The organism is Amycolatopsis heterodermiae (assembly GCF_034929455.1).
Lineage (GTDB): Bacteria > Actinomycetota > Actinomycetes > Mycobacteriales > Pseudonocardiaceae > Amycolatopsis > Amycolatopsis heterodermiae.
Map to the genome: position 1 here is coordinate 951,734 of NZ_JAYFSI010000002.1, position 19,546 is coordinate 971,279.

Annotated in this window: 21 protein-coding genes; 13 read left to right on the top strand and 8 right to left on the bottom strand. The window is 73.1% G+C overall.

The genetic code is table 11. From position 1 onward, the window contains the following. Positions 1-75: 75 nt before the first annotated feature. The 5 genes from VA596_RS14770 (at position 76) to VA596_RS14790 (ending at position 4,420) form a co-directional block, all read left to right on the top strand. Entirely contained in the window at positions 76-807 is a 732-nt protein-coding gene (locus VA596_RS14770; protein ID WP_323327271.1) for an alpha/beta fold hydrolase, read from the top strand. A gap of 4 nt (positions 808-811) precedes the next feature. Beyond that, positions 812-2,017: a PucR family transcriptional regulator gene (locus VA596_RS14775; protein ID WP_323327273.1), complete on the top strand. Its 1,206-nt coding sequence runs from the start codon at positions 812-814 to the stop codon at positions 2,015-2,017. Positions 2,018-2,039: 22 nt separating this feature from the next. Further along, positions 2,040-2,420: a hypothetical protein gene (locus VA596_RS14780; RefSeq protein ID WP_323327275.1), complete on the top strand. Its 381-nt coding sequence runs from the start codon at positions 2,040-2,042 to the stop codon at positions 2,418-2,420. Between the two features lie 73 nt (positions 2,421-2,493). Further along, a complete protein-coding gene (locus VA596_RS14785; RefSeq protein WP_323327277.1) occupies positions 2,494-3,408 on the top strand; it encodes a universal stress protein in 915 nt (304 codons plus the stop codon). A gap of 235 nt (positions 3,409-3,643) precedes the next feature. Next, positions 3,644-4,420 carry a hypothetical protein gene (locus VA596_RS14790; protein WP_323327279.1) on the top strand — a complete coding sequence of 259 codons (777 nt, stop codon included), beginning with the start codon at positions 3,644-3,646 and terminating at the stop codon, positions 4,418-4,420. Between the two features lie 16 nt (positions 4,421-4,436). Here VA596_RS14790 and VA596_RS14795 read toward each other — a convergent pair whose 3' ends face one another. Then, positions 4,437-5,441, bottom strand: a complete 1,005-nt coding sequence (locus VA596_RS14795; protein WP_323327281.1) for an alpha/beta fold hydrolase — start codon at positions 5,439-5,441, stop codon at positions 4,437-4,439. Positions 5,442-5,579: 138 nt separating this feature from the next. Between VA596_RS14795 and VA596_RS14800 the strand changes: the two genes are divergently transcribed. Continuing rightward, positions 5,580-6,227, top strand: coding sequence for a class I SAM-dependent methyltransferase (locus VA596_RS14800; RefSeq protein WP_323327283.1), 648 nt, complete (start codon positions 5,580-5,582; stop codon positions 6,225-6,227). A 16-nt stretch (positions 6,228-6,243) separates the two neighbouring features. Here VA596_RS14800 and VA596_RS14805 read toward each other — a convergent pair whose 3' ends face one another. From VA596_RS14805 to VA596_RS14815, 3 genes are read right to left on the bottom strand one after another with little or no spacing between them, the layout of a single operon-like run. Beyond that, a complete protein-coding gene (locus VA596_RS14805) occupies positions 6,244-7,410 on the bottom strand; it encodes a hypothetical protein (RefSeq protein WP_323327285.1) in 1,167 nt (388 codons plus the stop codon). A gap of 46 nt (positions 7,411-7,456) precedes the next feature. Then, complete coding sequence (locus VA596_RS14810) at positions 7,457-7,759, bottom strand: antibiotic biosynthesis monooxygenase family protein (protein ID WP_323327286.1); 303 nt, start codon at positions 7,757-7,759, stop codon at positions 7,457-7,459. Positions 7,760-7,784: 25 nt separating this feature from the next. After that, positions 7,785-8,690, bottom strand: a complete 906-nt coding sequence (locus tag VA596_RS14815) for an NADP-dependent oxidoreductase (protein WP_323327288.1) — start codon at positions 8,688-8,690, stop codon at positions 7,785-7,787. A gap of 78 nt (positions 8,691-8,768) precedes the next feature. Between VA596_RS14815 and VA596_RS14820 the strand changes: the two genes are divergently transcribed. Then, positions 8,769-9,731 carry an Lrp/AsnC family transcriptional regulator gene (locus tag VA596_RS14820; protein WP_323327290.1) on the top strand — a complete coding sequence of 321 codons (963 nt, stop codon included), beginning with the start codon at positions 8,769-8,771 and terminating at the stop codon, positions 9,729-9,731. Here the strand turns inward: VA596_RS14820 and VA596_RS14825 are convergent. After that, entirely contained in the window at positions 9,706-10,755 is a 1,050-nt protein-coding gene (locus tag VA596_RS14825; RefSeq protein WP_323327292.1) for an alpha/beta fold hydrolase, read from the bottom strand. The genes VA596_RS14820 and VA596_RS14825 overlap by 26 nt on opposite strands. A 37-nt stretch (positions 10,756-10,792) precedes the next feature. Here VA596_RS14825 and VA596_RS14830 point away from each other — a divergent pair, with 37 nt between their 5' ends. Continuing rightward, the gene (locus VA596_RS14830) at positions 10,793-11,353 is read left to right on the top strand and encodes a TetR family transcriptional regulator (RefSeq protein ID WP_323327293.1); all 561 of its coding nucleotides are present in this window, start codon (positions 10,793-10,795) and stop codon (positions 11,351-11,353) included. A gap of 385 nt (positions 11,354-11,738) precedes the next feature. Here the strand turns inward: VA596_RS14830 and VA596_RS14835 are convergent, their stop codons facing one another. Together VA596_RS14835 and VA596_RS14840 are read right to left on the bottom strand one after the other, a co-directional pair. Further along, a complete protein-coding gene (locus tag VA596_RS14835) occupies positions 11,739-12,743 on the bottom strand; it encodes a serine hydrolase domain-containing protein (protein WP_323327295.1) in 1,005 nt (334 codons plus the stop codon). Further along, the gene (locus VA596_RS14840; protein ID WP_323327297.1) at positions 12,733-13,524 is read right to left on the bottom strand and encodes an IclR family transcriptional regulator; all 792 of its coding nucleotides are present in this window, start codon (positions 13,522-13,524) and stop codon (positions 12,733-12,735) included. Before VA596_RS14840 ends, VA596_RS14835 begins: the two co-directional genes overlap by 11 nt. A gap of 73 nt (positions 13,525-13,597) precedes the next feature. On the opposite strand from VA596_RS14840, the gene VA596_RS14845 reads away from it, so the two are divergent. The 5 genes from VA596_RS14845 to VA596_RS14865 are packed head-to-tail and all read left to right on the top strand — an operon-like array spanning position 13,598 to position 18,573. Next, positions 13,598-15,139 (top strand): ABC transporter substrate-binding protein, encoded by a 1,542-nt coding sequence (locus VA596_RS14845; protein ID WP_323327299.1) that lies wholly within the window; start codon positions 13,598-13,600, stop codon positions 15,137-15,139. Further along, positions 15,136-16,107 (top strand): ABC transporter permease, encoded by a 972-nt coding sequence (locus VA596_RS14850; RefSeq protein ID WP_323327301.1) that lies wholly within the window; start codon positions 15,136-15,138, stop codon positions 16,105-16,107. Before VA596_RS14845 ends, VA596_RS14850 begins: the two co-directional genes overlap by 4 nt. Beyond that, positions 16,104-16,982: an ABC transporter permease gene (locus VA596_RS14855; protein WP_323327303.1), complete on the top strand. Its 879-nt coding sequence runs from the start codon at positions 16,104-16,106 to the stop codon at positions 16,980-16,982. The genes VA596_RS14850 and VA596_RS14855 overlap by 4 nt, the downstream gene beginning before the upstream one ends. Then, positions 16,979-17,773 (top strand): ABC transporter ATP-binding protein, encoded by a 795-nt coding sequence (locus tag VA596_RS14860; protein ID WP_323327305.1) that lies wholly within the window; start codon positions 16,979-16,981, stop codon positions 17,771-17,773. The genes VA596_RS14855 and VA596_RS14860 overlap by 4 nt, the downstream gene beginning before the upstream one ends. Further along, positions 17,770-18,573: an ATP-binding cassette domain-containing protein gene (locus VA596_RS14865; protein ID WP_323327307.1), complete on the top strand. Its 804-nt coding sequence runs from the start codon at positions 17,770-17,772 to the stop codon at positions 18,571-18,573. Before VA596_RS14860 ends, VA596_RS14865 begins: the two co-directional genes overlap by 4 nt. Before the next feature lie 5 nt (positions 18,574-18,578). Here the strand turns inward: VA596_RS14865 and VA596_RS14870 are convergent, their stop codons facing one another. Next, positions 18,579-19,511, bottom strand: a complete 933-nt coding sequence (locus tag VA596_RS14870; protein ID WP_323327309.1) for an ROK family protein — start codon at positions 19,509-19,511, stop codon at positions 18,579-18,581. Between the last annotated feature and the right edge of the window lie 35 nt (positions 19,512-19,546).

Here is a 19,546-nt window from a genome sequence, read left to right on the forward strand (position 1 = left end):
ACATCGCGCGAACGGGCGGCCTGCCGCACCGTGGAGCGCGGCAACCCTTTCACCCGAACCGGAACGAGGCTCGTCATGACCGCTCCCGCACTCCCCACCGTCGTCCTGGTCCACGGCGCGTTCGCCGACGCTTCGGGCTGGCAGGCTGTGGCCGACGGCCTGCGCGAGCGCGGCTACCCGGTCCTCGCCCCGGCCAACCCGCTGCGCGGGGTCGCCGCCGACGCCGCGTACGTCCGGGACTTCGTGTCGGCGATCGAGGGCGACGTCGTGCTCGTCGGCCACTCGTACGGCGGCTGCGTGATCACCAACGCGAGCACGGGCAACCCGAGCGTGCGGGCGCTGGTCTACGTCGCCGCGTTCGCGCCGGACGAGGGCGAGACGTTGCTGGAGTCCCTCGCGCTGGGCGGCGGGACGACCGAGCTGGGTGAGCACCTGGTCCGGCGTCCCTACCCGGGTGCGCCCGACGGTGACGCCGACGGCTACCTGGACCTCGAGTTCTTCCACCGGCTGTTCTGCGCCGACCTGGACGCCGACCTCGCCGCCTTCATGGGGGTCGCCCAGCGCGGGTTCGCGCTGTCCTGCCTGTCCACGCCGTCCGGGGTGCCCGGCTGGCGCGCCATCCCGAGCTGGTACCTCGTGGCCGCCGACGACGCCACGATCCCGCCGGAGGCCGAGCGGGTCATGGCGAAGCGCGCCGGTGCGCACACGGTGGAGGTCGCCAGTTCGCACGTCGCGATGATCAGCAAACCGGCCGAGACGATCGAGCTGATCGTCGCCGCGGCCGAAGCGCGAGAAGCATTAGGCTGACCTGGTGACGGGACGCGAGGCCACGGGCGCGCCGGATCCGGCGCTCGTGGCCCTCGCCGGCCGGCTGCTCGGCACCATCGACGAGTTCGCGGACGAGATCGCGTCCGCGATCGAGGCCCGCGTCGAGTTCTACTCCACGCGCGGCGTCGTTTCGGCCGAGGACCTCAGGCAGTCCGTGCGGGGCAACCTCGAATACGTCCTCCGGTCGTTGCGCGAGGACCGGTTCGCCGACGTCGCCGCGGCCCGGACGACCGGTGCCCGGCGAGCCGAGCAGGGGGTGCCGCTGGCGGTCGTCATGGCGGCGTTCCGCGTCCTGTTCAGCCAGATCTGGCACAGCCTCGTGCTGCACGCCCGGGCGCAGCAGCAGGTCTCGAACCAGGCGCTGGTGGACGCGGCCTCCGACCTGTGGTCCGCACACGACACCTTCGCCGAGGAGATGGCCGCCGCGCACCGCGAGACGACGATGGCCCTGGTGCTGCGGAACGAGGGCGAGCGGTCGGCGCTGGTCGGCGCCCTGCTGGAGGGACGGCCGCTGCACGAGACGTCCGTCTGGGATGTCGCCGACGTCCTTCGCCTGCCCAAACGCGGGCCGTTCGTCGTGGTCGCGGCGGAATCGGTGCAGCTGGCCCAGGAAGCGTTGCCCGGCATCGAGAACCGCTTGCGGACCCGCCGGATCGGGTCGGCCTGGCGGCTGCTGCCGGACGCGCAGATCGGCATCGTCCGGTTCGAGCACGACGCCGACCTGGGTCCGCTCAAGGCGACCTTGGCGGCGTCGGCGCGCAGCCGGATCGGCGTCAGCCCGCCGTACCCGGCCCTGACGGAGACGGCGGCCGCGCTGCGCTTCGCGCGCATCGCCCTGGCGAGCACCGTCGCCGGCGCCCCGCACGTCACGATGTTCGACGACTTCCCCCTCGCCGTGGCGGCGGTCAGCGCGCCCGACGCGATGCAGCGGGTCCGGCAGGCCGTGCTCGGCCCGATCCTCGAGCTGCCCGCCGAGCAGGGCAAGGTCCTCCTCGAAACCCTGGCCGCGTGGCGGGACAACGGGGGATCGGCGTCGAGCGCGGCGGGAGTGCTGTTCTGCCACCCCAACACGGTCCGCCACCGCCTGCGCCGGATCGAGTCGGCGACCGGCCGTTCGCTGAGCGACCCGAAGGCGACCGCGGAGATCCTGATCGCGCTGGAGGCGGCGTTGCTGGGCATCGCACCGTGACGAGCACCAGGAAGGACACCCCATGACCGCACACGGCGACGGCAGCTGGCGTCGGAGCACGCTGATCACGCACCACATCGATCACCCGCCGCAGGTCAAGGCGCTCGTCGACGAGCTGTTCGCGACCTTGATCGAGGGCGGGCGCGCCGACTACGAAGCCAAGATCGAAGCGGAGTACGCGAGCCCCGGCGAACAGGTCCGGCACTACGACCACGGCGACGGCGTCCTCAGCCTCATCGCCGTGCCCGGGCCGGACGCGGACAGCATGCGCCTGACCCACCTGGTCTTCGGCGGCTGCACCACCCACCAGATCCGGCAGGACCTCGTGGAACGCGGCCTGGGATCGCTGGGCATCACCTGGGTGTACCCGCCGGACGCCGTCCTGCCCGACGACGACGCGTAGCCAGCCGAGGGTGGCGTTCGGTGCTTTACTCGGCTCGGACGTCGGTCCCGGACACGGAGAGGCAGGCACTCGGATGGCGAGCTCGGCGGCAGACCTGGTGGTCGGAGTCGACGGATCGGACGCGGCGCTGACGGCGGTCCGCTGGGCGGCGCGTGCGGCCGCGGCGCGCCGTCGCGGGCTCCGGCTGGTGCACGCCACGGAAGAGCTGCCGGTGGCCTACCCGCACACCGGCGGGAACTTCGAAGAGCTCTACGAACTGGTCGGCGCGCGCGGGCAGCGGCTGCTCGAGGCGGCCCGGGCCGCCGTGGCCGAGGTCGCGCCGGACGTGAAACCCGAAGTCGTCCTTCGCCCGGAACAGCCGGCCGAGGGCCTGCTCGCCGAGTCGGAGACCGCGGCGATGATCGTGCTCGGCACGCCCGGCCAGTCGGCGGCCGCGCGCGTGCTGCTCGGCTCGGCGTCCCTGGCTCTGGCCGCGCACGCGAAGTGCCCGGTCGCGCTGATCCGCCCGCACGTCGCCGAAGACGAGCCCCCGGTCGACGGGCCGGTGATTGTCGGCGTCGACGGCACCCCGGCGAGCGAGGACGCGATCGCGGTGGCGTTCGACGAGGCGTCGTGGCGTGGTGCGCCCCTGGTCGCCGTCCACGCCTGGCACGACACGTTCCTGGCCGGGCTCTTCGAAGAAGGCCGCCGGACGATGGACGGCGACGCGATCGAGCAGTCGGCGCAGGAACTGCTCGACGAGCGCCTGGCCGGCTGGCAGGAGCAGTACCCGGACGTCCACGTCGAGCGCCTGGTCCAGCGGGGCCGCCCGGCCCAGGCCCTGCTCGACCTGGCCGACCGCGCGCAGCTGCTCGTGGTGGGCAGCCGCGGCCGCAGCGGGCTGGCCGCACTGGCCCTGGGATCGACCAGCCAGGCGGTGATGTCCCACGCGCTCTGCCCGGTCGTGGTCGCCCGCGGCGGGACGCGGCCGGCCGGCCACGCGGAGTAGTCCTTTAAGGACGTTCTCCGCGGTCGGGTGCCGTTACGCCGATTGATGCGGCCGAGTGTTACGCAAAGAAGCAACCCGACTGTCGTTGCCACCGAATCGAGTGAATCCGCAGGATTCACCGCCACCGTCGGCTGATCCGCACGTAGCGTTGGGGTTTCTGCTTGCGCCGTGCGAACAAGGGATCACGGCGGCGCGCGATCCGGGCTCTACCAGGCAAAAGGCGGCGAGCTACGGCATGGATGCGGACAGCCCGCTCGACTGGGACCTGTCCGAGCTGCAGGGGACGACGATCGTTCGCCTGTCCGGTGTGCTGAACATCGGTGCCTACGGGGCGCTGCGTGACGTGCTGCTCAAGTGCGCGGCCGACCAGCCCCGTGCGGTGATCGTCGACCTCGAGGAGCTCGAGATCGCCCAGGACCGGCTGACGAGCGTTTTCGTCGCCGTGTGGCTGCGGATCTCGCAGTGGTCGACGGTGGCGCTGGTGGTGGTGCCCGGACCGGCGCACGCGGCCTTGTCGCGGCACGGCCCGATGCGGCGGTTCGTTTCGGTTCGCCCGACCGTGCTCGACGCGCTGGCCAGCTTGGGCGAGCCGCCACCGCGTCGCCGCACGGAGCTGTGGTTGCCGTCGTCGCCGCGCAGCGTGGGCGCGTCGGCCCCGTTCGTCGCGGACACCTGCGGCAACTGGAGCATCGAGCCGATGGCGGCGCCGGCGGTCACCGTAGCGGGTGAACTGGTGGCGAACGCCGCCGAACACGCGCGGTCCCCGGCGCGGCTGCGCCTGGAGCTGCGGCTGGGACGGCTGACCGTCGCGGTCGCCGACGACGACGCGCGTCCGGTGGCGCTGCCCCGGCCCGGCCGGAAGTCGCCGGCGCCACGAAGCGGCCTTCGGCTCGTCGCGCACCTGGCGCACGCCGCGGGCTGGTCGCCGCGGCAGTCGGGCGGCAAGATCGTTTGGGCCGTGCTGCGGCCGCGGCACGCGCAGCCCGAACCGGCGTCTGGCCCGCGGCTCTGATCGCGTGGCCCGTGGGTCAGAGCAGCCCGGCGGTGGCGGCGTGCGCGGCGGCCGCCGCTCGTGACGACACCCCCAGCTTGCCGCGGATGTTCGACACGTGGCGGTGCGCCGTGTGGGCGCTGATCCCAAGCCGGCGCGCGATCTCCTGATCGCTCAACCCCTGCGCGACCAGGCGGAGCACGTCGAGTTCGCGGGCGGAAAGCGGCGAGCCCGGCACGCGGGCCCGGCCGGCGCCGAGGAACTCCCGCACGGGACGGACGAGCGCGTCCGCGTCCCCGCGCCAGGGCAGGTGGTCGGTGCCGTCGAGCGGGACGAAGGTGGCGCCCGGGATGCGGGCGGCGACGTCCTGGCCCAGGGCGAACGGGATCGCGCGGTCGTCGCGGCGGTGCAGGACGAGGGTGGGGACCTCGATCGCGGCGAGCACGTCTCGGACGTCGAACGCGTACACCGCCGCAAGCGAGCGCGCCGCCTTCTCCGCGGACAGGGCGGCGCGCTGGAAACGCACGAACTCGTCGCGCTCCGCCGCGGTCGCGGTCGGGAGGAACAGGTCGGCGAGGATCCGGGAGCCCACGCCCCAATGCCGTCCCACGAGCGCCAGCAAGGACTCCCGCGCTTCCGGGGAGGCGATTTCGGTGCCGCGGGCGTAGCTGCCGTACAGGACGAGCCGCTCCACGCGGTCCGGGTGCGCCGCCGCGTAGGCCATCGCGGCGCAGCCCCCGGACGACCCGCCGAACAGGCTCACCTTTTCCCCGGCCGCGTCGACGACGGCGCTCAACGCGGCCACTTCCTCGGCGAGCGAGGTGATCAGGGGCCCGGCGGGGTCGGACATGCCGACGCCGGGCCGGTCGTAGCGCACGAGCGTGAACCGGTCGCCGAGCAGGCCGCCGAACCGCTGGAACAGCGGGTTCCGCCCGTCCAGTTCGAGGTGCCCGCACCACCAGCTGCCGACGACCAGCGGCGGGCCCGCGCCGACGGCGGCCCAGGCGACCGGGCGATCGTCTGGGCCACCTGTGAAACGCACGACCTGGTCCTGCCCCGGCATTTCCCCAGCTTAGGCCGTGGCCCGTTCCGGCCAGTGCGCGGAATGGCACGGGCGGGTGATGCGGCGGGCGGGCGGTGGCTGATGTGCTGCGCGTATCAGCGATGCGGAGGAGGAACGATGGCCGGAGGGGACAGCACGGGGGCGCGGGACGGGCTCTGGGAACGGTTCGGGGCGGTCCTGTACGACCCGTTCCTGCGCCGGGGGGAGCGGCAGGGCCTGGCCGTCCGGCGCGCGGAGCTGCTGCGGCGCGCGCACGGACGGGTGGTCGAGATCGGGGCGGGGACCGGGCTCAACGTCGAGCACTACCCGGAGACGGCGGAGGTCGTGCTGACCGAGCCCGTCCCGGCGATGTACCGGCGGCTCGAAAAGCGCGTGCGGGGGCACGCCGGGATGCGGCCGGTGCAGGCCGCCGCCGACGCGCTGCCGATGGCGGACGCCAGCGTCGACACGGTGGTGTCGACGCTGGTCCTCTGCACGGTCCTCGACGTCGACCGGGTGCTGGCCGAGCTGGCGCGGGTGCTGCGCCCCGGCGGACGGCTGCTGTTCTGCGAGCACGTCCGCGCGGAGGACCCGAAGCTGGCACGAAGGCAGACCCGCCTGGCGGGTCCGTGGGCGGCGTTCGCCCAGGGCTGCCGATGCGACCGCGACACGATCGCCCTCGTCAAGCAGCGGTTCGACATCGAGGACATGAGCACGGCAAGCTGGCGCGGGATGCCGTCGGTGGTGCACCCGCTGATCATCGGGACGGCGACACCGACCCGATGACGCTGCGGTCCCGCCGTCACGGCGTGACGGCGCTCGTGTCGAGCGTGAGGTAGACGGCGCGGACGGCCAGGGTGCGCTCGATCTCGTCGATGATCGGGGCGAAGAACTGCTTGCGGTGCTCGGTGTCGCTCATCGACGTGACCGCGAAGTACATGCTGCCGAAGCCCGCGAGCAGGGTGGCGTTGCGCAGCAGGGCGACCGGGACGCCGGGCAGCAGCGGCGAGATCGCCGGCGGGCTGCCGATCCACTGTTCGGCCGCGGCGGGGGTCACGATGATCACGCCGAGCAGGACGAAGAACCCGAACAGGGCGAGGCCGATGACCGCGGCCTGGACGAGCTGGCGGGTGGCGAGCATCAGCAGCAGGTTGCGTTTCTGGCGCCCGTTGAGGCTGACCGCGCGGATGGGCCCGTCGATGGTGACGGCGGCGAGCGGGGTGCCGGCGCAGGCGGCGGTCAGCATGGGCGGGCTGAAGTCCTGCTCGACCCGGCCGATCTCCTCGCGCAGGCGGGCGGCCGCGGCGAGGACGGTGACCGCACCGAAGAGGGCGACGACCAGGGTGAGGCGCCACCAGGCGAGCTGGTTCATCAGCTGCCACAGCTCGCCGGTGAAGAAGAGGAACAGGGTGACGAACAGCAGGACCGGCAGGGCCCGGCCGAGGACCTGCACGCTGTTGCGGAGGTCGGTGATCGCTTGCTGGACGGCTTGGCGCACGAGGGTGCCGAAGCCGTAGGTGGTGGCGAGGTAGGTGGCCGCGAAGACGGCGGCGAAGAACACCAGAAAGGCGAGAACGCCCAGCGCGCGGGCGCCTGGGAGGGTGATGGCGCCGTCGAAGGCGAGCTGCAGCAGCGGGACGGCGACCGGCATCGCGGCGTAGGTGACCAGGATGGCGATGGTCGCGGCGGGGGAAAACCGGGGGAGGCGCCGGACGAACAGGGAGATCGTCACCCAGGCCGCGAGGGTCACCGCGACGACGACACCGAGCAGGACCCACCGGCCCGAGCCGGCGGTCTTGAGCGGGACGAGCCAGGCGAGGCTCGCGAGCGTGACGAAGACCAGCGCGGGCAGCATCCGGGGCAGGACGTGCTCGGTGAAGCCGTACCCGGCGATCATCGTCGGGGTCCCGCGCCGGAGGAACCAGCGTTCGGTCCGCTGGACCCGCGCCCGAGGTGAGGAGGTGGGCATGGGTAGATGATTCCCGGCCCCTCCGGCCCGGTCCCGCTCGGCCCGGCTACTCGGCGGGATCGACCTCCTCGCACACCTCGAACAGGCCGGGGTACGCCTTCACGCCGGCGACACGCTGCCCGGGCGGGGTGAAGTCCCGGAAGACGGCGCGGTAGGACTCGACGTCCTCCCACAGCGCGACGTTGACGAACCGGAACGTGGTGTCGTTCAGCCCGGTGTTGCGGTGCAGGCGGGTTTGGATGAACCCGGGCGCGGTGGCGAAGTGGTCGATGGTGCTGCGCCAGGTCCGGAGGAACTCCTCCTCGCTTTCCGGTGGCACGGTGAAGCTGTTGATGAGGGTGACGGTCATGGCAGATCCTCTCCTGGTGGGTCGGTCAGGGCACGGTGACGATCACGCGGCCGCGGACGTGGCCGGTCGCGCTCGCGGCTTGGGCCGTTCCGGCGTGCGCGAGCGGGAAGGTCCGGGTGACGGGCAGGGTGAGCCGGCCGGCGGCGGCCAGGCGCGCGCCTTCGCGGAGCGCGGGAGTCTTGTCCCGCCCGAAACCCGTGGACACCCGGGCGCCGAGCGCGGGGGCGCCGAAGTCGGCGATGGACACGACCCGGCCCGGATCGCCGGTGAGCGCGGCGAGTTCGGCGATGACGCCGGAGCCGGCGACGTCGACGGCGGCGTCGACCCCGGCCGGGGCGAGCGCGCGGACCCGCTCGACCAGGCCGGGACCGTAGGTCGTGGGCACCGCGCCCAGCGAGACGAGATAGTCCTGATTGGACGGACCGGCGACGCCGATGACGGTGGCGCCGCGCTCGACGGCGAACTGGACCGCGGCCGACCCGACACCGCCGCTGGCTCCGTTGACCACAACGGTTTGCCCGCCGCGCACACCGGCGTCGTCGAGGACGCGCAGCGCGGTTTCGAACGGGGTGGCGTAGCCGGCTGCCTCTTCGAAGGAAACCTCCGGCGGTTTCGGCGTCCAGGAGGTGAGCACGGCGTGCTCGGCGTAGGTCTCCTGCCCGGAGCCGAACACGGCGTCGCCGACCCGGACGCCGGTGACGCCCGCGCCGACCTCGTCGACGATCCCGGCGGCGTCCCCGCCGACGCCGGCCGGCAGCCGCAGCGGCCGGACGTCCCGCAGCAGGCCCTGGCGGATCTTCCACTCCAGCCCGTTCACGCCGGCGGCGCGCACGGCGATGCGCACCTGGCCCGCCTGCGCGTGCGGGGCGTCGACCTCGAGGAGTTCCAGGACCTCCGGCCCGCCGTAGCGGGCGAATCGCACAGCCTTCATGGGTACGAGGATCACTGGAGTGTGCTGTGTTCCGACCTGAATCCGCGGTGATTGCAAGAATCCGACATAGTGGGAGTCATGGAGCGGGATTCAGTCACGCTGGACGAGGTCGACCGGAAGCTGCTGCACGCCCTGCACGTCGACGCCCGGGCGCCGTTCTCCCGGATCGGCGACGTGCTCGGGGTGTCCGACCGGACCGTCGCCCGGCGCTACGCGCGGCTGCGGGACGCCAAGGTGATCAACCTGGTCGGCCTCGCCGACCCCCAGCGGCTCGACGGCGCCGAATGGGTCGTGCGCATGCAGTGCGAGCCCGGCTCCGCCCTGCGGGTCGGCGAGGCACTCGCCCGGCGCGACGACACCCGGTGGGTCGCGCTGCTGTCCGGCGGTACCGAGATCAGCGCCAGCCTGCGGACGTGGTCCGCCGGCGAACGCGACGAGCTGATCCTGCAGCGCCTGCACCGCACCGCGCCGGTCGTGTCGGTCACGGCGCACAGCGTGCTGAACGTCTTCAGTACTGCCCGGCACGGTTTCGAAGGCCGGGCGCCGCTCACCGCCGGCCAGATCGCGGCGCTCCTACCGGACCACGGCGCCGACAGTGCCGATCCCACCGACGCCGACCGGCCCCTACTGGACGCGCTCGCTTTGGACGGGCGGCTGCCGTACCCCGCGCTCGCGGCCGTGACCGGCTGGTCGGAGTCGACCGTCGCCCGCCGCGTCCACGCCCTGCGCGCGTCCGGCGTCCTCCGGTTCGACCTCGACGTCGACGCCGTCGCGCTGGGCTTCCACACGCAAGCCCACGTGTGGGCCGGCGTGCCGCTCGCTCACCTGGCGAAGACCGGCGCCGCCGTCGCCGCTCATCCCGAAGTCGCCTTCTGCGCCGCCACCACCGGGCCGGCCAACCTGCTGATCTCGGTCATCTGCCGCGACGACCGGGACCTGTACCGGTATCTCGTCGAGCGCCTCGGCGCCCTGCCGCACCTCGGTGAAGTGCAGACCGCGCCGGTGATCCGGGTCGTCAAGCGTGCGGGCCGCCGGCCTTGATCGCCAGGCGGACGTCGGCGGCGTAGGCCGCGGGTTGTTCCCAGGCCGCGAAGTGGCCGCCCGCCGGGTGTTCCACGTACTCGCGCACGTTGAGGAACGTCTCGGCGTAGCTGCGCGGCTCCGGCTTGAGGTCGCGCGGGAACACCGACAGCACGGTCGGCGTCTCGACCCGGCCCGGCAGCGTGCCCGGTTCGGTGTACGTGGCGAACGACGTGCCGATCGTGCCGGTGAACCAGTAGGCGGAGACCCAGGTGAGCAGCTCGTCCGGGGTGAACGCCGACGCGTCGGACCAGGATTCGAGCTTCTCGGCGATCCAGGCCGCGAGGCCGGCGGGGGAGTCGCCGAGGGCGACGGCGAGGGTGCCGGGCCGTGTCGACTGCGCGGCGATGTACCCGCCCTGGCTGCGGAACCACTGCGCCGACCGGGCGAGGTAGGCCGCCGCGTCCGGGGGGAGCTGCGCCGGGTCGGCCGTGAGCGCCCGCAGCGGCGCGACGTTCGTGAGGTGCAGGGCGGTCACCCGGTCCGGGTGCTCGCCGGCGAGGATCTCCGCGACGGTGCCTCCGACGTCGCCGCCGGACACGGTGTACCGCGGGTAGCCGAGCTCGGCCAGGGCGTCCGCGACGATCGCCGCGATCCGGTTGACCGACATGCCGGGCGTGGTGAGCGGGGGCGCGAACGGGAAGCCGGGCAGCGCGGGGACCACCACGTGCACGTCCGTGAGCAGCGGCAGGACGCGCTCGAAGCGCAGCACCGAGTCCGGCCAGCCGTGCAGGAGCACGACGACCGGGGCGCCGGGATCGGCGGACCGCTGGTGGATCACCCGCAGCTCGGTGTCACCGGCCCGCACGGTGGTCCAGGGGAGTGCGCCGATGCGGCGCTCGTGGACGTCCCAGTCGTACTCGCCGGCCCAGTGTCGGAGCAGGTCGTCGAGGCGGGAGCACGTGATGCCGCGGGTGTTGTCGTCGTGCCAGGGGGTCGGGACACGTCGTGTCCGCCGGAGTCGTTCTCGCAGTGCGTCAGCCATGTGTACGACGATACACATGATGTGTATGCTCGTACACATGACTTCGCGCAACGCCGCGGCCACCAGGCAGCGCATCCTGGAGCACGCGCGGCGCCAGTTCGCCCGGCACGGGTACACGGCGATCACGGTCAAGGGCGTGGCCGACGCCGCCGGCGTGTCGCCCAACCTCATCACGCGTTACTTCGGCGGCAAGGACGGCCTTTTCCTGGCGGCGACCCAGGTGGAGATCCCGGTCACGACCTCCTTCGACGGCGACCGTTCAGCGCTGGGCAAGCGCCTCGCGGCGAGCATCGTGGAGCGCTGGTTCGGCGAGCCGGGGGAGGACCCGCTGCTGGTGCTGCAACGGGCCTCCGGCGAACGCCCGGAGGCGGCGGAGGCGCTGGCCGAGTTCCTGGACACCAACTCGCTGGAGCCGCTGCACCACTACCTGCGCGACAGCGGCTTGGGCGAGGCAGAGGCCCGCAACCGAGCGGCGGCGATCGACGCGTTCGTGCTGGGGGTGTCGACTCGCCGCCGGGTGCTGCGTGCCGAACTTGGTGATCGCGCCGACCTCGAGGTTTGGCTGGGCGCCACCATTCAGCGGCTGGCCGACGGGTGAGTTACGGAGGGCGAGTCGCGGTCGTGGAGCTGCCGGCGCACCTTGGTGATCGCGAGGTTTGGCTGGGCGCCACCATTCAGCGCCTGGCTGACGGGTGAGTTACGAAGGGCGGGCAGCGGTCGTGGACCTGCCGGCGCACTTCGGTGATCGTGCCGGCAATCAGGCCGGGCTGAGCGCTATCGTCCAGCGCCTGGCCGACCGGTGAGTCACGGCGGGCGAGTCGCGGTCGTGGACCTGCCGGCGCACCTTGGTGATCGTGCAGGCGTTCAGGCCTGGCTGAGGGCTACCGTCCAGCGCCTCGCCGACCGGGTGAGTCATGGAAGCGGTGGTGTACGCCGGTGATGGCGCTCGTGCTCGGAGTGTCGGCTCGCTGCCGGGTGCTGGGTCACTGCAGCTGGGCCGCAGCGTCGTGGAATTGGCGGCGTACCTCCGTGATGGCGTTCGACGTGCGGGACGGGTGGACGCGGTTGGTCAGCAGCACGTAATACCTCCCACGGCTCGGCTCCACCCAGAGGCTCGTGCCCGTGAACCCGGTGTGCCCGTACGAATCCGGGGCGAGCGCGATGCCCACCGGGGAGCCGGGTACGTCGAGGCCCTGCCAGCCCAGGCCCCGGCGCAGGCCCGCGGTGTGGTTGGTGATCATCTCGGTGTGGGTGGCCGGTTTCAGCAGCGGGGCCGCGCCCGCGGCCAGGAGCTGGCCCAGGCGCTCGACGTCGGCCAGGGGGGCGAACAGGCCGGCGTGGCCGCAGATTCCGCCCAGTACCACCGCGTTCTCGTCGTGCACCTGCCCGGTCACCACCTGGCCGCGCCAGGTGCAGTCTTCGGTGGCCACCGCGTCGGGCGCCGGGCCGAAACCGGTGTTCCGCAGGCCCGCCGGCGTTGTCACGTACTCGGCGACCAAGGCGTCCAGCGGCTTCCCGGCGGCGGCCGACGCGATGAGGCCCAGCAGGATGAAGCCCTGCGACGAGTACTCCACCCGGCTGCCGGGCGCGACCGGCAGGGGCGTCGTCCGGATCGCTTCGAGAAGGGACTCGGACGTGGTGTGGGTGCGCCACAGCGGCGTGCCGCCCGGCAGGCCCGACGTGTGGGTGAGCAGCTGCCGCACCGTGATCGACGCCTTGTCGGTGCCCGCGTAGGACGGCAGGTGGCGGGGGAGCGGGTCGTCGAGGGACAGCGCGCCGCGCTCGGCCAGCGCTGCCACCACGACAGCCACCACGGGTTTGGTCACCGACGCCAGGTCCCAGCGGCTCGTCTCGCCGGCCGGCGGGCCGCCCCACCAGCGTGTGCCCAGGACGCCCCGGGACAGGACGCCGTCGGCGGTGCCGACCGACCACGCGGCCGCGGAGAACACCCGCTCTTCCCGGGCCCGCGCGAGGAGTTCAGCGAGCATCGACCGCTCGCAGCGCCGTCCCGGCGAGCACCGCCGAGAGCCGGTTGGCCGCCTCGGCGACCAGGGGACCCAGGACGTCGAAGCTCGACTCCTGCAGCGTGAACGTCAGCCCGGAGACGCTCACCGCGCCGACCACGGCACCCGAGGCGTCCAGCACCGGCGCGCCGAGGCAGCGCACGTGCGCTTCGAACTGCTCGTCGTCGACCACGTAGCCCGCACTGTCCACAGTGGCCAGTTCCCGCCGGATCGCGGCGGGGTCGGTCAGGGTCTTGGCCGTGCGGGCGGCCGGCGGCGCGGCGAGCACCGCGGCGACCTCGGCTTCGGGCAGGCGCGACAGGATCGCGCGGCCCACCGCGGTGCAGTACAGCGGCACCTCGCCGCCGGGCCGGGTGTTGAGCCGGTACGCCTGCTCCGGCTCGAGCTTCTCGACGTACACCGCGCGGTCCGCGTGGCGCACCGCGTAGTGCACCGTGTGCCCGCTGCGCCGCTGCAGTTCGGCCAGCACCGGCCGCAGCGGGCGCGTGCTCGTCAAAGCCGCCGCCGAAAGGCCGAGCAGCCGCGGCCCCACCGTGTAGCGCCCGTTGCCCGCGCCGAGCGCGTACCCGGCCTCGGTGAACGTCTGCAGCATCCGGTGCACGGTCGGTTTCGGCAGGTCGCAGGCCTGCGCGAGGTCGGCGAGCCGGTGCGGGCCGCCGGGGCCGGAGAGGGTGGCGAGCACCTCCAGGGCCTTCTCGACCGCACCCCGGGAGCTGCCGGGCGAAGTGTTGACAGCGTTGTTCACGCCGCCTACCTTAGCGCAATCGCGTTCCATGTGACGGAACGGCGTTTCATCAGACGGAAGATAGGTGGTGACCGTGGCCCGTTCCCGGCTGTCGCGCCGCGACGCCCTCCGGCTCGGCGGGCTCGCCCTCCCAGCGCTGGCCTTACCCGGCCTCCTCTCCGCGTGCGGCAGCGCCGCGGGCACCACCGGCACCGTGCTGCGCGTCGCCCAGTCGTCGGACCCCAAGACGCTCGACCCGCAGAAGCAGGGCGACCTGACCTCGATGAACGTGCTGACCAACCTGTTCGACACGCTCACCACGCGCGGCCCGGACAACCGGCTGGCGCCGGGGCTCGCGCTGTCGTGGTCCTCACCCGACCCGCTGACCTGGCGGTTCAAGCTCCGCCCCGGTGTGAAGTTCCACAACGGCGAGCCGTGCGACGCGAACGCCGTGGCGTTCAGCATCAACCGGCTGCTCGACCCGGCCACCAAGTCGCCGATCGTCGAGCTGCGCTACGTGAAGCAGGCCGTCGCGGTCGACGCGTCCACAGTGGACTTCCACTGCAGCGCTCCGGACCCGATCATCCCCGCGAAGGTCTCGCTGTTCGGCGGCGTCGCCGTGCCGCCGGGCTACCTCAAGCAGGTCGGCTCGGCAGGCTTCGCGAAGCACCCGGTCGGCACCGGGCCGTTCACCTTCGGGGAGTTCCAGCGCGACCACCAGCTGCGGATGCGCGCCAACCCCGGGTACTGGGGCGGGAAACCGGCCTACGACGAGCTGGTGTTCCTCCCGATGCCCGACCCGTCCTCGGCGCTCGCCTCGCTGCAGAGCGACGAGGTCGACATCGTTGCCGGGCTCACCCCGGACGCCGCGCTCCAGCTGAAGGGCTACACCGGCGTCTCCATCCGAAACTACCCGGGCATCCGCACGTCGTACCTCTCACTCGACACCACCGCCGGCCCGCTGCGCGACGTCCGCGTGCGCCGCGCGCTCAACCACGCCGTGGACGTGCCGCTGCTGATCAAGGCGGTGCTCGACGGCAAGGCGCGCGAGGTCCCGACCATGTTCCCGCGCGAGTCGTTCGGTTTCGACCCGTCGATCACGCCCTTCACCCGCGACGTCGGCCTGGCGAAGCAGCTGCTCGCCGAGGCGGGCTTCGCGGACGGGTTCGACACCTCGATCACCGCGCAGACCGCCGACTCGAACCTCGCCGAGGCGATCTCCGGCCTGCTCGCCCGCGCCGGGGTCCGGGCCCGCGTCGACCTGGTCGACGCGGGGACGTACACCAGCCGCCTGACCTCCAGCAACCGCAGCGCGCTCGGCCCGATCTACCTGGCGGCGAGCACCGGCTGGACGCTCGACGCCGAGAGCCTCGTGCAGTCCAACGTCCGCCACGATCGGCGGCAGAGCCGGTGGACCAACCCGGAGGCCGACCGGCTGGTGGACGCCGAAGAGCAGTCGCTCGCCCCCGCCGACCGGCAGCGGGCCTTCACCTCGCTCCAGCAACTTCTCGAGCAGGAGGCGCCGTTCGTGTTCCTCTACCAGATCGACAACGTCTACGCGGTCAACACGCGTCCACAGTGGACACCGGGCGTGGTCGGCGTGCTGGGCATGGCGAAGGCGACGGTGACCCCGTGACCGCGCCGGCCGTCGCCGTGGCCCGCCCGGCCGCCCCGGGCAGCGGGGTGCTGCGCGTGGTCGTCACCAAGGTGCTGACCGCGATCATCGTGCTGTTCTTCGTGGCCACCGGGGCGTTCTTCCTGGTCCGGCTGTCCGGCGACCCGGTGAAGCTGATCCTGCCGCCCGACGCCACCGCGGCGCAGGAGGCCACGCTCCGCGCGACCCTCGGCCTGGACCGGCCGCTGCTCACGCAGTACCTCGACTACCTCGGCGGCCTGCCGCGGCTGCACCTGGGCACGTCCCTCGTCTACGACCAGCCGGTGGCCGAAGTCCTGTTCTCCCGCGTCCCCGCGACGCTGGAGCTGGCCGGGGCCGCGCTGCTCCTGGCGCTGGTGATCGCCGTCCCGGCGGGCACGTTCGCGGCGCTGCGCCGCGGCCGCGCGGGCGACACCGGCGTGATGACCGGCGTCCTCGTCGGCCAGTCGACGCCCGCGTTCTGGGTCGGGATCCTGCTGATCCTCATCTTCGCCGTGCAGCTGCAGGTGCTGCCCGCGTCGGGCTACGGCGGGTTCGCGCACCTCGTGCTCCCGGCCATCACGCTGGCCGTGTACTCGGTGGCGGTGATCGCGCGGCTGCTGCGCAGCTCGCTCGTCGACGTGCTCGGCTCCGACTACATCCGCACCGCGCGCGCCAAGGGACTGAGCACCGGCGGGATCGTGCTGGGCCACGGCCTGCGCAACGCGGCGCTGCCGGTCGTCACGGTCGTCGGCCTGGAGATCGGCAGCCTGCTCGGCGGCGCGATCCTCACCGAGCAGGTGTTCTCCTGGCCCGGCCTTGGCCGGCTGACCGTCGAGGCCATCCAGAACCGCGACTTCCCCCTGGTGCAGGCCGCGGTGCTGTTCTTCGCCGCGACGTTCGTCGTGGTCAACCTGCTCGTCGACCTGTCCTACACGATTCTCGACCCGAGGGTGCGGGTGACCGCGTGACCGCCGTAGCTGTCCCCCTGGCCCGCCCGGGCGTGGTGCGCGGAGTGCTGCGCAACAAGCTCGGCGTCGTCGCCGTGACCGTGCTGACCCTGATGGTGCTCGTCGCCCTGCTGGCGCCGCTGATCGCGCCGTACGACCCGGGCGCGCAGGACCTGCTGGTGCGGCTGCACCCGCCCGCGTGGGCCGCCGGCGGCGACTCCTCGCACCTGCTCGGCACCGACCAGCTGGGCCGCGACATCCTCTCGCGCCTGTTCTACGGCGCTCGCGTCTCGCTGCTCGTCGGCGCGTGCGCGGCGTTGCTGGCCGGGGTCGTCGGCGCCGTGATCGGCCTGGTCGCCGGGTTCCTCGGCGGCTGGTTCGACCGGATCCTGATGCGGATCGCCGACATCCAGCTCGCGTTCCCGTCGATCCTGCTCGCGCTCGCCATCGTCGGGTTCCTCGGCTCCGGCCTCTGGTACGTCGTGCTGGTGCTCGGCTTCACCGGCTGGGTCTCCTACGCCCGCGTGATCCGCTCCGAAGTGCTTTCCCTGCGCACCAGGGAGTTCGTGACGGAGGCGCGCGCCATCGGCGTCACGGACTTCACGATCATGCGCCGGCACCTGCTGCCCAACGTGATGGCGCCGCTGGCGACCATCGGCACGCTGCACGTCGCCGCGGCGATCGTCGCCGAAGCGTCGTTGAGCTACCTCGGCCTCGGCGTGCCCAAGCGGACCGTGACCTGGGGCGGGATGCTCGCCGACGGCCAGCTCTACCTCGGCACGTCGTGGTGGGTGGCCGTGTTCCCCGGCGTCGCGCTGATGCTCACCGCGCTGGCCGTCAACATCACCGGCGACGTCCTGCGCGACGTCGCGGACCCGAAGGCGTACCGCTCATGAGCCTGCTGGAGATCACCGACCTGAGCATCGAGTTCCGGGTGGACACCGGCACGGTGACCGCGGCCGACGGGGTGAGCCTGTCCGTGGCCGAAGGCGAGACCGTCGCCCTGGTGGGGGAGTCGGGCAGCGGCAAGACGGCGACGGCGCTGTCCGTGCTGCGGCTCAACCCCGAGCCGCCGTGCGTCTACGCCGGCGGCGAGATCCTGCTCGACGGCCGTGACGTGCTGCGACTGTCCGAAAAGGACCTGCGCGGGATCCGCGGCAACGACGTCGCCATGGTCTTCCAGGACCCGATGACCAGCCTCAACCCGGTCAAGCGCATCGGCGCGCAGGTGGCCGAGGTCGTCCGCAAGCACCAGGGTGCGTCGCGATCCGACGCGCGGGCGGCCGCCGTGGAAGCGTTGCGGGAGGCCGGGATCCCCGACCCCGAGCGCCGTGCTTCGCAGTACCCGCACCAGCTTTCGGGCGGCCTGCGGCAGCGCGCGATGATCGCGATGGCGCTCGTCGGACGGCCTCGGGTGCTCATCGCCGACGAGCCGACCACCGCGCTCGACGTCACCGTGCAGGCCCAGATCCTCGAGCTGCTGGTGGACCTGCAACGGCGGCACGGCATGGCGGTCCTGCTCATCACGCACGACCTCGGCGTGGTCGCGGAGGTCGCCGACCGGGTCGTGGTGCTGAAGTCGGGCCGGGTGGTCGAAACCGGGGACGTGGTGCCGCTGTTCGAGGCGCCGCGCGAGGACTACACGCGTGAGCTGCTGCGTGCGACACCGAAGCTGGAGCGGGTATGACGAACCTGGTCGAGATCCGCGGGCTGCGCAAGGACTACGGCGGACTGTCCGCCGTGGACGGTGTCGACCTCGACGTCGTCTCGGGGGAGACCCTGGCCGTGGTCGGCGAATCGGGCAGCGGGAAGACGACGCTGACCCGGTTGCTGCTGCGGCTGATCGAACCCACGGCGGGCACGGTCCGCTTCGACGGCGCGGATCTGCACGCGCTGGGCGCGGCGAACCTGCGCAAGGTGCGGCGCGAGATGCAGGTGGTGCTGCAGGACCCGTACTCGAGCATGAACCCGCGGCTGCGCGTGACGGAGATCGTCGCCGAGCCGCTGGTCACGCACGATCCGGCGCTGCGCGGCCGTCGCGGCCGGGCGCAGGTGCGCGAGCGGGTGGCGGGCCTGCTCGACGCCGTCGGGCTGCCGCCGCAGGTCCAGGACCGCTATCCGCACGAGTTCTCCGGCGGCCAGCGGCAGCGGATCTCCATCGCCCGCGCGCTCGCCCTGGAACCGCGGCTGGTGGTGCTCGACGAGCCGACGAGCGCCCTCGACGTCTCGGTGCAGGCGCAGGTCCTGGATCTGCTGGCCGACCTGCAGGACCGGCTGAAGCTGACCTACGTCTTCGTGTCGCACAACCTCGCGGTCGTGCAGCGGATCGCCGACCGCGTCGCGGTGATGCGGGCCGGGAAGATCGTGGAGCTGGCGGCTTCGAAGGAGCTGTTCGCGTCGCCGTCGCACGAGTACACGCGGAGCTTGCTGGACGCGGTCCCGAACCCGGATCCGCGGCTGGCGCGCCGCCGCCGGGTGCCGGCGTGAGGGCGTCAGTGGTGGGACAGCACGAGCCCGGCGCCGCCGAGCAGCGCGACGTCGTCGGCCGGGCCCTCGTTCACCACGACGTGCGGCGGCTCCGCGGTGCGCGCCCACGACGAGTCCTCACGCAGCCGCTGCTCGATCCGGGCCCGGAAGGCTTCGCCACCCTCGGCGGCTTCGCCGTGCAGGACGAACAGGCCGGGCGCGAAGAGCTGCTGGATGTTCACCAGGCCCAGCGCGATGTTGCCGGCGTACTCGTCGAGCAGCGGGTGGCCCGCCAGCTCCCGCACCGTACGCGCGCCGAGGCCACGCCGCTCGGCCTCGGCGCGCAGCCACGGCGTGGTCGCCACGGTCTTCCAGCAGCCGCGCGCGCCGCAGGTGCACGGCCGGCCGCGGGCGGCCACCGTCATGTGCGCGCCGCTGCGGCCGCCCGGCGGGGCCAGCACCTCACCGTCGTAGAGCAGGCCGACACCGAGCACCTCGCCGGTGGACACGGACGCGAAGGTCGTGCGGCCGCGGCCCGGGCCGAACCAGCGGTCACCCAGCACCTGCAGGCGCGCCCGGTGTTCGATGTGGACCGGCGCGTGCACCAGCCCGGCGAGTACATCCGCGACGGGGTAACCGTGCAGCGCGGGCACCTCGTTGACCTCGATGATCACGCCCGCGTCGGCGTCCACCAGCCCCGCGGCGGCCACGCCGACGCCCACCGGCGGGGTGGGGAAAGCGGCGACCTCGGCCAGGGCGGCGTCGACGTCGGCCCGGTCGGCGGTGCCGCGCGGGTAGGCCGCCTCGGCGCGCCACAGCACGGTGCCGGACAGGTCGAGCAGCGCGGCCCGGACCCGGCCGGGCAGCAGCTCGACGGCGCCCAGCACCGGACCGGCGGCGGCCTCGGGCGCGGCCGGCGCCGGGACCAGCCGCAGGGCCGGGCGTTCGCCGGTGCTCATGCGGCCACGATGCCACGACCGGACTCCGGAGGGGA

Bases quoted from the DNA above. Each gene is read 5' to 3' on its own strand.
- VA596_RS14860 (WP_323327305.1), top strand. From the start codon at position 16,979: ATGAGCCTGCTGGAGATCACCGACCTGAGCATCGAGTTCCGGGTGGAC.
- VA596_RS14830 (WP_323327293.1), top strand. From the start codon at position 10,793: ATGACTTCGCGCAACGCCGCGGCCACCAGGCAGCGCATCCTGGAGCAC.
- VA596_RS14805 (WP_323327285.1), bottom strand. From the start codon at position 7,410: ATGCCCACCTCCTCACCTCGGGCGCGGGTCCAGCGGACCGAACGCTGG.
- VA596_RS14870 (WP_323327309.1), bottom strand. From the start codon at position 19,511: ATGAGCACCGGCGAACGCCCGGCCCTGCGGCTGGTCCCGGCGCCGGCC.
- VA596_RS14800 (WP_323327283.1), top strand. From the start codon at position 5,580: ATGGCCGGAGGGGACAGCACGGGGGCGCGGGACGGGCTCTGGGAACGG.
- VA596_RS14865 (WP_323327307.1), top strand. From the start codon at position 17,770: ATGACGAACCTGGTCGAGATCCGCGGGCTGCGCAAGGACTACGGCGGA.
- VA596_RS14820 (WP_323327290.1), top strand. From the start codon at position 8,769: ATGGAGCGGGATTCAGTCACGCTGGACGAGGTCGACCGGAAGCTGCTG.
- VA596_RS14770 (WP_323327271.1), top strand. From the start codon at position 76: ATGACCGCTCCCGCACTCCCCACCGTCGTCCTGGTCCACGGCGCGTTC.
- VA596_RS14835 (WP_323327295.1), bottom strand. From the start codon at position 12,743: ATGCTCGCTGAACTCCTCGCGCGGGCCCGGGAAGAGCGGGTGTTCTCC.
- VA596_RS14785 (WP_323327277.1), top strand. From the start codon at position 2,494: ATGGCGAGCTCGGCGGCAGACCTGGTGGTCGGAGTCGACGGATCGGAC.
- VA596_RS14815 (WP_323327288.1), bottom strand. From the start codon at position 8,690: ATGAAGGCTGTGCGATTCGCCCGCTACGGCGGGCCGGAGGTCCTGGAA.
- VA596_RS14810 (WP_323327286.1), bottom strand. From the start codon at position 7,759: ATGACCGTCACCCTCATCAACAGCTTCACCGTGCCACCGGAAAGCGAG.
- VA596_RS14780 (WP_323327275.1), top strand. From the start codon at position 2,040: ATGACCGCACACGGCGACGGCAGCTGGCGTCGGAGCACGCTGATCACG.
- VA596_RS14790 (WP_323327279.1), top strand. From the start codon at position 3,644: ATGGATGCGGACAGCCCGCTCGACTGGGACCTGTCCGAGCTGCAGGGG.
- VA596_RS14825 (WP_323327292.1), bottom strand. From the start codon at position 10,755: ATGGCTGACGCACTGCGAGAACGACTCCGGCGGACACGACGTGTCCCG.